This is a genomic window from Nonomuraea sp. NPDC059023, assembly GCF_042740095.1.
Classification (GTDB): Bacteria; Actinomycetota; Actinomycetes; order Streptosporangiales; family Streptosporangiaceae; genus Nonomuraea.
Window position 1 is genome coordinate 21,107 of sequence record NZ_JBHYIO010000069.1, and the last position, 11,292, is coordinate 32,398.

14 protein-coding genes are annotated in these 11,292 nt (G+C 67.3%); all 14 read left to right on the forward strand.

The genetic code is table 11. The features are described 5' to 3' along the window. The first annotated feature begins 31 nt into the window (after positions 1-31). A complete protein-coding gene (locus ACFWYW_RS55870) occupies positions 32-256 on the forward strand; it encodes a hypothetical protein (RefSeq protein WP_379626007.1) in 225 nt (74 codons plus the stop codon). A 16-nt stretch (positions 257-272) separates the two neighbouring features. Beyond that, the gene (locus tag ACFWYW_RS55875) at positions 273-773 is read left to right on the forward strand and encodes a hypothetical protein (RefSeq protein ID WP_379626005.1); all 501 of its coding nucleotides are present in this window, start codon (positions 273-275) and stop codon (positions 771-773) included. A 328-nt stretch (positions 774-1,101) separates the two neighbouring features. Continuing rightward, positions 1,102-1,512, forward strand: a complete 411-nt coding sequence (locus ACFWYW_RS55880; protein ID WP_379626003.1) for a hypothetical protein — start codon at positions 1,102-1,104, stop codon at positions 1,510-1,512. Next, a complete protein-coding gene (locus ACFWYW_RS55885; RefSeq protein WP_379626001.1) occupies positions 1,509-2,012 on the forward strand; it encodes a hypothetical protein in 504 nt (167 codons plus the stop codon). Before ACFWYW_RS55880 ends, ACFWYW_RS55885 begins: the two co-directional genes overlap by 4 nt. 291 nt (positions 2,013-2,303) lie before the next feature. Further along, positions 2,304-5,837 carry a hypothetical protein gene (locus tag ACFWYW_RS55890; protein ID WP_379625999.1) on the forward strand — a complete coding sequence of 1,178 codons (3,534 nt, stop codon included), beginning with the start codon at positions 2,304-2,306 and terminating at the stop codon, positions 5,835-5,837. Next, the gene (locus tag ACFWYW_RS55895; protein WP_379625997.1) at positions 5,819-7,678 is read left to right on the forward strand and encodes a hypothetical protein; all 1,860 of its coding nucleotides are present in this window, start codon (positions 5,819-5,821) and stop codon (positions 7,676-7,678) included. Before ACFWYW_RS55890 ends, ACFWYW_RS55895 begins: the two co-directional genes overlap by 19 nt. 12 nt (positions 7,679-7,690) lie before the next feature. After that, the gene (locus tag ACFWYW_RS55900; RefSeq protein WP_379625995.1) at positions 7,691-8,140 is read left to right on the forward strand and encodes a hypothetical protein; all 450 of its coding nucleotides are present in this window, start codon (positions 7,691-7,693) and stop codon (positions 8,138-8,140) included. Then, entirely contained in the window at positions 8,141-8,647 is a 507-nt protein-coding gene (locus ACFWYW_RS55905; protein ID WP_379625993.1) for a hypothetical protein, read from the forward strand. It abuts the gene before it with no gap. A 90-nt stretch (positions 8,648-8,737) separates the two neighbouring features. Continuing rightward, positions 8,738-8,962 carry a hypothetical protein gene (locus ACFWYW_RS55910; RefSeq protein WP_379625991.1) on the forward strand — a complete coding sequence of 75 codons (225 nt, stop codon included), beginning with the start codon at positions 8,738-8,740 and terminating at the stop codon, positions 8,960-8,962. Beyond that, positions 8,943-9,347, forward strand: coding sequence for a hypothetical protein (locus ACFWYW_RS55915; RefSeq protein WP_379625989.1), 405 nt, complete (start codon positions 8,943-8,945; stop codon positions 9,345-9,347). The genes ACFWYW_RS55910 and ACFWYW_RS55915 overlap by 20 nt, the downstream gene beginning before the upstream one ends. A gap of 176 nt (positions 9,348-9,523) precedes the next feature. Then, the gene (locus ACFWYW_RS55920) at positions 9,524-9,910 is read left to right on the forward strand and encodes a hypothetical protein (RefSeq protein ID WP_379625987.1); all 387 of its coding nucleotides are present in this window, start codon (positions 9,524-9,526) and stop codon (positions 9,908-9,910) included. Positions 9,911-10,099: 189 nt separating this feature from the next. After that, complete coding sequence (locus tag ACFWYW_RS55925; RefSeq protein ID WP_379625985.1) at positions 10,100-10,444, forward strand: hypothetical protein; 345 nt, start codon at positions 10,100-10,102, stop codon at positions 10,442-10,444. Continuing rightward, positions 10,437-10,586 (forward strand): hypothetical protein, encoded by a 150-nt coding sequence (locus ACFWYW_RS55930; RefSeq protein ID WP_379625983.1) that lies wholly within the window; start codon positions 10,437-10,439, stop codon positions 10,584-10,586. The genes ACFWYW_RS55925 and ACFWYW_RS55930 overlap by 8 nt, the downstream gene beginning before the upstream one ends. Continuing rightward, positions 10,583-11,292 (forward strand): CHAP domain-containing protein (locus tag ACFWYW_RS55935; RefSeq protein ID WP_379625981.1); only part of this gene is annotated, 710 nt, incomplete at its 3' end. The genes ACFWYW_RS55930 and ACFWYW_RS55935, both read left to right, overlap by 4 nt.

Here is an 11,292-nt window from a genome sequence, read left to right on the forward strand (position 1 = left end):
TATGAGTGTTCGTTTCAGCCGTGATCCGGGCGTGCTGATCAGAGTGCGCCGGTCGGTGGCTCCGCATGGCCGCGCCTACGAGGGGATCACCGGCGCCTCGCATTTCGTGCATCCCGTGTTCGGCCACCGGGACCGCGAGGTGACAGAGGAGACCAGGCCCTACCTGGAACCCGCGGTCCGGGCGGCGGCGGACACCGTGCTCGCGAAGGCGGCCGGAGTCGTGGACGAGGTCGCGCGGGAGCACGGCTTCCGATGAAAGAAAGGCGATACGGATGGCCTTCAGGCTGACATCACTCTTCACTCTGGAGGCCGAGATCACCTCGCCTCTGGACCTCACAACGCCCACGTCTGCCCTGGCAGTGGCTCGTCAACTGGCCCTGGCCGAGGGAGCGGGCGCCGGCCAGGCGAACATGATCTGGTCGGATACGCGAACCATCAACGCGTCCGCGACCGACAGCCTCGACCTGGCGGGATCCCTCGTGGGGCCGCTTGGCGGCACGCTGACCTTCGCCCGCATCAAGATGCTGGTCGTCGCCGCGGCGGCGGGCAACACCAACAACGTCCTGATCACCCGGCCGGCGTCCAATGCTGTGCCGCTGTTGAGTGCCGCGGCGAACATCCCTGTGCACCCTGGCGGTCTGTTCGTCTGGTACGCCCCGTCTGCTGCGGGAGTCGTGGTCACCGCTGGCACGGGCGATCTGCTGGACCTGGTCAACTCGGCGGGCGGCACCAGCGTGACGTGTGACGTCGTCATCGTCGGCGCGAACGCGTAGGGGGCCGCATGGACACTGTGTGGATCGCCCACCCGAACCTGCCGGACCGGAAGGTCCCCGTACCTCGGGAGAGTCTCCCGCATCACCAGCGGGCGGGCTGGGAGGAGACCGACCCTCCGCCGCCGCTCCCGGACGAGGAGCCAGGCCAGCCAACCGAAGAGATCACCGATCAAGCCCCGGCAGAAACCGCCGGGGCTTCTTCTTTGCCCGAAACCAGTTCGCCGAAGGGTCGGCGCTCCAAGGGGGATGAGTAATGCCTGCAACGCCGATCACTCCGGCCACGCGATTCTTCCGGCCTGGCATCACGAAGTGCGTGTGGACCGTCTCGGTGGCGAACATCGCGGCGATCACCCGTGCTGAGATCAACGCCGGGTCGGACCTGTCGAAGGACGTCGCTGACATCTCCGGCTGGATGGTCTCCGGACAGAAGATCGATACCCCGGACCTGAACAGCCGCTTCGTGTCGAACATCCCTGGCTTGACCAGCGCCGACGAGAGCGCGATCACCTTCTACCAGGGCGTCACCGGCTCGGACGTCCGCACGCTGATGCCCCGCGACACGGACGGCTACATCGTCTGGTTCGACGGCGGCGACGTGGCGGGCCGCAAGTGCGACGTCTTCCCCGTCCGCGTCCTGTCCGTCGGCAAGGTGCGGTCCATGGGCGCCGAGGCCGCGCGCCTCGCCATCCAGTATGCCGTCACGTCCGAGCCCGCAGAGAACGTGACCATCCCGGCATGACGACCGAGGACCGCCTGCTCAACCGGGAGCGCCTGTTCGCCGAGCATCCGATCCGGATCGACGACGACACAGAAGCGCGTCAAGAGGTTGAGCAGGCGAGGCTCGTGCTGAATCTTCTGCGCGCACAAGGCGACGCCGACGAGACGGCTCTCAAGCAGGCTCAGGAAGCACTCATCCAGGCCCGGAGTACGCTGCGGGCCTGCTACGAGTGGATCCCGCTGCGAGCGATGGAAGCAGACGAGTTCGAAGCGCTGATGGGCAAGCACAAGCCACGCCCAGAAACTGACGACACTCTCTTCAATCGGGAGACGTTCCCGCGCGCATGCCTGCTGGCCTGCGATGAAAGCGGCAGGTCGGAGGCCGACTGGGACCACATCTGGAAGCGTGTCCTGTCCAAGCCCGAGCGGACCGAGCTGTGCAACACGGCCATCCGGGTCAACGCCAGAACGCCGGATGAGTCGCTCCCAAAAGGCTGGGCGCAGATCGAACCCTCGCTCTAGAGCTGGCGGTCTGCCACCACTACCGGATCCGCCACAGCGATCTCCTCCGATGGGATGCCGACGACCGCGACAAGGCACTCTGGTACTGGATCCGCCAGCGTGAGACGTGCCAGAACTGCGGCACCCGCGAAGAGGAGTGGGACGAGACCCGCGGCGGCTACCGCTACGCATACGTTGCCGAGCCGCGCCGGTGCCGCGGCTGTGAGGTCAAGGAAGCGGCCAAGGAGACGGTGACAGCCGAGGACGGCCGCGGAGTCCACATCGTGCTGCTGCGTAACGAGGAGGTGCCCCATGCCGACTCGTGACCTGGTCATCGCGCTCAAATCCCAGTGGGACGGCTCTGGCACCAACGCTGCCGACAAAGGACTGAAGAAGACCGAGGACTCATCGCGGGCCCTGGCGCGCGAGCTGGAGCGGATGGAGAAGCAGGCCCGGCAGCAGGCCGCGGCGATGACGCAGAACGCAGCTGCGACGGACCGCTTCGGGCAGCACCTGGAGGATGTCGGCCGCACCGCCATCCGCACGAGGAAGCTGCTGGAGGACGCCACCAAGCGCCTGCCGGAGATCGAGATCACGGCGGACAGCAGCAACGCGGAAAGGCGGGTGGCGGACGTGGTCCGGCGCCTGCGTGAGCTGCGCAGCCAGCGGATCGGGATCGACATCGACGCGTCCGATGCCGCGGCGGAGACCGAGCGTCTGCGCCGCGACCTGACGCAGCTCGCCGCGATGAACCCGGAGATCTTCGTCGATGCGAACGTCGAACGGGCGCTGCGAGACCTGGAGAAGGTGGAGCGGGAGGCGCGTAACCTCGCCGGCCGCGATGTGACGGTCGATGTCAACGTGTCCGGCGCTTCTGCGTCGGCCACGGCTATCGGGCTGATCCAGAACGCGCTCGCCATGGTCCGCTCGTCGGGTCCGGCTGCGGGCATTGCGGTGGGTGCCGCGCTCATAGCGCTCCCGGCGGCGTCTGCGCTGGCGGCGAACGCGATCACGGTGGGATTGGGTGGCGCCCTGGCCGGGCTCGGTCTGGCAGCCTCGCACGGCAGCGACGCGGCGCAGGACGCGATCGGCCAGCTCAAGGAGGCCGTCAAACGCGAATCGGCGGTCATGGGCCAGCCGTTCGAACGCGTCTGGACGACGATCGCGCAGGTCGCGGAGCGGGAACTGGTCAAGCTGTCGCCCATCGTCCGCCGCGCGCTTGACAACCTGGCTCCCGACGTCCAGGACTTCGTCGAGGACACTGGCGACAGCCTGGGCGAGCTTGAGCCGGCGATCGACGGGATCGAGCGCGCCTTCTCGGCGGTGTTGCAGCAGCTCGGACCGCGCATGCCGCAGATCATGCAGCATTTGGCCGCTGCGATCAGCGCGGTCACGGACGCGGTGGAGGAGAATCCGGAGCTGCTGGCCGATGTGGCGGTCAACATGGCCCGGATCGCGGAGTGGACGGGTAACGCGGTTGCGAGCTTGTCCCGGTTTGCGATCTGGATTCGCGAGAACACCGGCGTGATCAAGGCGCTGATGGCGGTGCTCAATCCTGCGAGCCTGGGGCTGGCGGAGTGGGCGGAGGGCGCGGCGCAGGCCGGGCGGGCGAACGACACCATGGCCAAGTCCGCCGGCCCGGTCGCGGACGGGTTCACGGTCATCTCCGAGTCCGCTGACGAGGCGTCGGCGAAGATGCGCGAGGGCTGGACATCCGCCTACGCCTCGTTCGTGCAGCTCGGCCAGGTCATGTCGTCCGTTCAGCAGCGGGCTTCCTCGACGAACAGTTTCGCTCAGGCGCAGGAGCGTGCGGCTGAGGTGCAGCGGCAGGGCGCCGAGCGGATCGCGCGCGCCGAGCGGGAACTGGCCGACGTCCAGGAGCAGAGCGCGGAACGGATCGCCGCGGCCAAGCAGCGGGTGAAGGACGCTCGGCGGGCAGCGGCCCAGGCTGCGGAGGACGCCCAGGAACGGATCCGCGACGCGCAAGAGGCCGTCACCGCGGCGGAGGAAGAAGGGGCCCGCCGGGTCGCGGAAGCCCAGCAGCGTGTGGAGGACGCACGCGAACGGGTGGCGCAGGCAGCCGAGGAGTCGAGCCGCCGGATCGAGGACGCCGAGCGGCGGCTGGCCGACGCTTCGGCGGATGCGGCGGCCCGCCAGGTGGACGCCGAACGGCGAGTGCAGGATGCCCACCGGCGTACGGAGGACGCGGTCGAGGACCTGACCGCTGCCCGAGCTCGGGCACAGGAGCGGCTTGAGGACCTGATCGCTGCAGAGTCCGGTGCCGCCCTCGACGAGGAAGGCGCGGCTCTCGCGATCGAGCGGGCCCGGCAGCGCATGCAGGAGATCAATGACGACTCCGAGTCGGACGATCTCGACCGGCGGGAGGCCGAACTCGCCTACCGGCAGGCGATCGAACGTCTCAACGAGGTACGGCGGCGCAACGAGGACCTGCGGCAGGAGCTCGCGGATGCGCGGGCGCGCGGGATCGAAGGCTCTGCGGAGGTTGTGGATGCGATCGGCCGAGTCGAGGACGCGCGCCGTGCAGAGGGCGAGGCGGCAGAGGCGGCGGCACGGCAGCGGGAGGAGTCGGCGCGCACGATCGCCGACGCTGAGCGCGCTTTGGCGGACGCGCACGCGGATGCGGCGCGGCAGCAGGCGGACGCGTCGCGGGCGCTCGCCGATGCCGAGGCCGAGCTGGACCGGGCGCGCGCTGAGTCGGCCCGGTCGGTCCGGGACGCGCAGAAGGAGGTCGCAGACGCGCAGGCGGACGCCGCCCAGGTCGCCAAGGACTCCGCACGCACTGTGGCTGAGGCCCAGGCGGAGGCTGCCCGCGCTGTGCGGGACGCGTCCCGTGATGTGCTGGAGGCCGAGCGGGAGGTCCGAGAGGCCAGGCAGGAAGCGGCCCGAGACACCCGCAACGCCAACGAGTCGGTGATCGAGTCGTACGGGCGCCTGCGCGGCGACGCCAAGCTCACCAGCCAGGAGCTGCTGGCCGAGCTGGAGAAGCAGGTCCGCGATCAAGAGCAGTGGGCCAGCAATTTGATCTCGCTGGCTGGGCGGGTGCCGGACGCGATGCTCGAAGAGCTGGCAACTCTCGGCCCAGGTGCGGCTGGCGTCGTCGCCGCCGCGGCGGACATGAGCGACGCCGAGCTGCGGAAGTTCATTGACCTTCATGGCCGGTCCGGCAAGGAGGCCGGCGCGACGTTCGCGCGCAACCTCGACGATGCTGCACCAGTGCTGCGGGAGATCGCCCGCCAGCGTGGCGAGGAGGTGGCCGACAAGGTCCGGGAGGGGATGGACGGCGGGCGTCTCAGCGTGTACGACGCGGCACGCCGGGTCGGTCTGACGATCAGCCAGGGCGTCGGGACGGACCGCCAGGTGAAGATCACCGTGGACACCAGCGAGGCTGACGCCACCATGAACGCCTGGCTGCTCAAGTACAGCGCCCACATCAGCCAGCACTATGCCGATGGCGGTATCGCGTACTTCGCCGGTGGCGCCGAGAACCACGTCGCCCAGATCGCCGGGCCCGGCATCACTCGGGTGTGGGCGGAGCCCGAGACCGGCGGAGAGGCGTACATACCGTTGGCAATGTCCAAGCGGGGCCGCTCCGAGGAGATTCTGTCGGAGGTGGCCGAGCGGTTCGGCGGACGCTTCTACAAGACCCTGCCGGTGTCGCGGGGCAGCGTGTCCGCCGGCGGAGGCGGCATGTACCGTCCGGCGCCGGTCTACAACATCACCGTCAACGGTGGGCTGGACAGTGGCGCGGAGATCGGTGCCCGGGTCGTGGCGTCCATCCAGGCGTACGAGCAGGGCTCCGGCGCTGCATGGCGGCGGTCGGCTTGAGCCTGCCCACGGTCGGTATCGAGGTGATGTTCGACAGCGTTGCGCTGATCGGCGTTCAGAGGGCGAACAGCCTCGACGCGGGCACGAACGCGGCCACGATCTCGACGAGCAACAGTGGTGGCGCGTCGGGGAACGCCTTCGACGCCATCACAGGGTCGCCGCGGTTCTCGAACGCCCAGGTGTTCGGGGGTAGCGGCTTGTCAGCGTTCAACCCCACCTCGGGTGCCGACTGCCACATGGACTGGTCTGGCGTCACTCAGCCGGGGAACACCTTCTGCGCCCGCTTCTACATGTACCTCGTGTCCGCCACGTCCGGCACGCAGCGGGTGTTCGTCCTGATCGGCGCGAGCGGCGTGACGTCCGCAGTGTGGATCTTCAACAACCGCACACTCCGGCTCTACACCGGATTCTCCACCGCGGTTGTGGCCCAGCTGACCACACCCGTCCCAATTGGGCAGTGGGTACGGGTCGAGATGCGCTGGACGATCGACGTCAGCGGCAACGGCACCGGCGAAATCTGGCTGTACACCAACCCGAACAGCACTACCCACACCGACTACGCCATCTCCAGCGTCGTGGCCTGGCCCAACGGCAAGCCCGGCGGAGCCGAATGGCATCTGCAGCGCGACGCCGGCGGCTACTGGCACACCGACCTCATCGCCGTCGCCGCCAACAAGATCGGCCCAGCCGGTACCTGGACTACCTTGACAGCGTACGGCAAGCGCGGGATCTCCACCCGCCGCGGCTCTTCGCGCATCGAGAGCCCGATCATCCGCTACGAGGCCGGCACGGCGAGCGCCTGGCTGAACAACACCGACCGCCGGTTCGACCCCACGCATCTGTCAGGACCGTACGTCAGCGGCGGTCGGTCCCAGGTCACGCCGATGAAGCCGATCCGGTTCCGGGCGACCTGGAACTCGGTGACGTACGACGTCTTCCGCGGGTTCGTGGACCAGTGGGACGTGATCCACGTCGCCGACGTCTATTCCGAGGTCAGGGTTCTGGCTACGGACGGCTTCAAGATCCTCCGCAACCGCCGGCGCCCGGCGGTCACGCCGGTTGGCGCGGGCGAGAATACCGGCGCGCGGATCACCCGCATCCTTAACAGCGCGGGCTGGCCAGCAGCGGACCGTTTGATCGCCACGGGCAACAGCACTCTGCAAGCCACCGACTTGGAAGGCGTTGCGCTCGACGAGCTGCAGACGGCCACCGAGTCGGAGATCGGCGAACTCTACATCGACGCCAGCGGCCGGGTCGTGTTCCGCAATCGCCAAGCCGCACTCATGGAGACGCGGTCCAACACCGTCCAAGCCACGTTCGGACAGACCGTCGGAGTCCCTGCACCCGTTCAGGCCAAGGTGGTCACTGACGACGCCACCATGTGGAACGAGATCAAGGTCAAGCGAACCGGTGGCACAGAACTGCTCATCGGCGACGAGGCGAGCCAGGTCGAGTATCAGGTGCGCACGTTTCAACCGCCAGAGCTGCTGATCCAGACCGACACGGAGGTCGAGGCGTATGCCGGCTGGATCCTGTATGTATCCAAAGACCCTGAGGTGCGCTTCTCCACGGTCGAGATCCACGCGCACGCTGATCCGGACACGCTCTTCCCGATCGTGCTCGCGCGCGAGATTGGCGACCGCATCCGCATCGTGCGGCGGCCATCAGGTGGCGGCGCCCCTATCGAGCGTGATGTGTTCATCCGCGGTATCGCGCACGAGACGACCGGCGCCACCTGGATTACAACGTGGACGCTTCAAAGCGCCACGAAGTACGGGTCCTTCTTCACCCTGGACAATCCCGTACTGGGGCTACTGGACAACAATGCTCTCGGCTACTGAGGGGCCTGCCCTATGATTCGCGCGAGGCTTCGTTTCGCTCACGACGTATTTCCGGCGCCGAATCCGATCCGGGAATGGATCCATTTCTGGGACTACCTCGACTCTCAACGCGCTGCGCTGGGCAAGCCGCTGGTGCCCCGCCCCAACGGCCATAATCCAGACAAGCACGCGTATGCGCGTGTTGATGATGGCCGCTGGATCGCTGATTGTCCATGGGGTTGCGGATCTGCCTTCAACCTTCCCGAGAACGCCTCCTGGATGTGGTGCACCGAATGCGCCGGCGGCGGCTGGGGGCTGACCGCTGCTCTCACCTGGCCTGCCGCATTGGTAAAGCTCGCCGGGAACCTGGAGTCGCTGCCCGTAATGCTCCAGTACTGGCCGTGCACCGGTTGCGCTCCGCGGCTGGCTGCGGGGAGCCAGCTCTGCGACACCTGCCGTGGCATGCAAGGCGAGGCGGTGTAGATGGCCACCCTGCCGTCGCCCCGCACGTGGACCGTGGGCGAACTGCTGACAGCGGCAAAGCTCAATCTTGACTTGAGGGATGGCCTGAACTTCCTTCTCTCGCCACCCCTGGCGGTCCTACGGAAATCCGGCAACCAATCGATTCCGCAAAGCGCGTCCACTGAGGTCACGTGGGACGTAGAGGACATCGACCGTGATGGCGGCCACAGCACCGTATCGAACACCTCGCGATATACCTCCCAAACAGCAGGGTGGTACAACTTCAGCACCGTTATCGGCTGGGACGTTGCAGCAACGGACCGGGTGCTGAGCTTTGCGAGCACTACATCGCCTTCCGACGTACAGGTTGACCGGCGAAATGGCAGCGATTCCACAATGAATGGGCAGGCGGCCATCTTTCTCGGTGTCGGCGATTACACGGTTGTGTCAGTGATTAGGTTTTCAGCATCCGCACAGGCCGTTGCGTCGCTTTACAGTCGGTTCGAAGCCAGGTGGGCGTCCAAATAGCCGGCAGCAGACAACTGGCGCGGGCTCATTGACGAATCGCGCTTGTCCGGATCCGGACGCAATTCGCTACAGCCAGTCCGCGTCCACCAGGTGACCGTCCGCCTGGACGGAGACTCGTTCACGCCGGAGGACCTCGGCGACACCGCCCGGCTGATCATCATCAACGACTGGTGGCCGCGCGAGAACGGCCTGCCGACCTTCGACGAGCGCTGGCGCATCATCGGCATCTCGATCAAGCCCACCGACCGCTCAGCACTGGAGACCGCCACGCTGACCTTCGAAGAGGAGAACGACTTTGAGTCTGCCCTACCCTGAGGAGTTCGAAGATCGCTTCGAGTCTCTGGAGCACCAGCCGCAGCAGCAGTTCTCCTCCTCACAGAACCGGTCCGGCTACTCGCACGCCTCCAACGGGCTGATCCTCAACGATCAGGCAACCCCGCCCATCCCAACGCCAGGCGACGTCCACATCTACGCGGACTCCGGCAGGCTACGGGCACGGTCCACGCTCGACGACGTGACCCTCATCGACAAGCGGGCCGACGCCGTCGCCAACCAAGACCCGCTGGAAACGGATGTCACGGCTCCCGGCTCCTACTCCCAAACGTGGGGGCAGCGGGTGCGTACTGACCTGGTAGCGACCCGGGCGAAGATCTTCGAGATTCAGACCGTGCTCCGCAACGCAGGGCTCATGGACATCTGAGGGCGGCTGCTCACCCCTTGATCGTGGCCGTCCGTGCTATCGCCATCGGGGCTCTATGAGGGTGCTGCGATGCGTCGGTATCGGGAGAGCGGACGGCCACCCCCTTTGATCGTGTCGCCCGCCGGTGCGGATGCTCCCGGCGGGCGACACCCCAAACCCCATGAAGGGAACGGCCAGTGGAATGGGCACCCCTCACGTCGCTGCCTGGACAGCTTGGCGCCCTCGGGGCCATCCTCGCGTTCGTCGGGATCTTGCTGCGTCTGGTGTTCACGGGGAAGCTTGTTCCTTCCACGCTGGTACCGCGCTCCACTTTGGAGGACGTGCGCGCCGACCGTGACGCACGAATCGCCCAGGCGGAGAAGGACCGCGACGAACGCATCGCGGACGCCGAGCGAGACACCGAACGCGCCTGGGGGCTTTACGAGAAGGAACAGGCCGCCCACGCCCTAACGCGGAAGGCGCTGCTGGACCAGGCGCTCGGAGTGACCGCCCCAGCCTTGGCCGTCGCCGAGACGACCGAGAAGATCCTCATCGAGTTGCAGCCCGGGGGCGGAAATGGCTAGGCCCACACCCGAGCAGCTCGCTGCTGCTGAGGCGGCGGTAGAAGAGTCCGCTTCCCGGGCCAGGAGGGATGCCGCGGAGGGAGTCCAGGTTCGGAAAACGGGCGAGGCTCGCGCACGCCGCATCCGCGCATTGAACGCCGCCAACCATTTCTCGCGCTGGCTTTTCCGGGATGCGGCGGGAGGTCAGGCATGACCTGGGTGAACACGATCCTGCTATGGGGAGGACTCCTCGGCGGGATCGTGCCCATGAGTTGGTTCCTGATCAAGTTCCGGCCGGCGTGGCCGATCCGGTCACCCGCCTATCTGATCTCTGGGCTGGTGCTGGCCATCTGGATCGCCTACGTGCGCGTGGCCGCTGTCCTCGCGATCCGCGGCTGGGTGCCGCGCATGGACGGGATAGCGGACGCCGCGGCGTCGATCCTGCCGCTGATCCTCGTGGACGCCATGGTCATCGCGCTGCTGGTGAAGTTCAGCCGGTTCAAGGCCGCCTACCTCGACGCCATGGACAAGAACAAGGAGGCGAGCGATGAGTGAGATGAGCGAAGCTGACCTGACGGCCGAGGGCGTGGATACCCGCCTGTGGGAGGCGAGCGAGGACGACGAGGAGGCCGTCCTCCGCGCCCTGTACGGCCCGCCTGACGCAGGTGGCGTCTACCGCGGCGAGGGAGCCTCGTGAGCGCCAAGAGCATGCTGGCCGCGATGCGCTCCTATCTGGGTACGGCGGGCCGGCCGAACGTCCTCACCCGCCGGTACGCGGCCAGACATGGCGATGAGTTTTTGAGAGCTCCGTGGTGCAATATCGCGATCACCGAGGCTGCCCGCGAGTCCGGTAACGGCGCCGCGGTCCTGCCGGACGGAGACAGGGCTTACACGGTGTGGCACGCCGAGGACGGCCGAGACCTGGGCCGCTGGCACGCTGGCACGGTTGAGAGCATCCGCCGTTTCGCTGAACTAGGCGCGATCGTGTTCTTCGACTGGGACGGCACCAACACCATCGCCAAGATCGACCACGTCGGGATCATCGAGAAGGTCCTGTCCGACGGCAGAGTCCAGACCATCGAAGGCAACACCGCCGACGCGTGCAAGAGACGCGTCCGCAGCGCCGGCGTCATCGCCGGCTTCTGGAACCCGCCCTACGAGGCCGATGCGAAGCCCGCACCCAAGCCAGCGCCGAACCCTACGGAGGTCATGGTGAAAAAGCTCCCGATGCTCCGTAAGGGCGACCGCGGCTGGCACGTGAAGACCATGCACTACCTGCTGCTCGCCCGCGACTACGGCGGACTCGACGGCGTGGACGACACCGTCTTCACCGAAGCGCACCGCAACGGCATCCTCGGCATCCAGGAGGCGGCCGGGATCGAGCGGGACGGCATCTGTGGGCC

Coding starts and splice junctions, on each gene's coding strand:
- ACFWYW_RS55875 (WP_379626005.1), top strand. CDS start 273: ATGGCCTTCAGGCTGACATCACTCTTCACTCTGGAGGCCGAGATCACC.
- ACFWYW_RS55885 (WP_379626001.1), top strand. CDS start 1,509: ATGACGACCGAGGACCGCCTGCTCAACCGGGAGCGCCTGTTCGCCGAG.
- ACFWYW_RS55890 (WP_379625999.1), top strand. CDS start 2,304: ATGCCGACTCGTGACCTGGTCATCGCGCTCAAATCCCAGTGGGACGGC.
- ACFWYW_RS55895 (WP_379625997.1), top strand. CDS start 5,819: ATGGCGGCGGTCGGCTTGAGCCTGCCCACGGTCGGTATCGAGGTGATG.
- ACFWYW_RS55900 (WP_379625995.1), top strand. CDS start 7,691: ATGATTCGCGCGAGGCTTCGTTTCGCTCACGACGTATTTCCGGCGCCG.
- ACFWYW_RS55905 (WP_379625993.1), top strand. CDS start 8,141: ATGGCCACCCTGCCGTCGCCCCGCACGTGGACCGTGGGCGAACTGCTG.
- ACFWYW_RS55925 (WP_379625985.1), top strand. CDS start 10,100: ATGACCTGGGTGAACACGATCCTGCTATGGGGAGGACTCCTCGGCGGG.
- ACFWYW_RS55930 (WP_379625983.1), top strand. CDS start 10,437: ATGAGTGAGATGAGCGAAGCTGACCTGACGGCCGAGGGCGTGGATACC.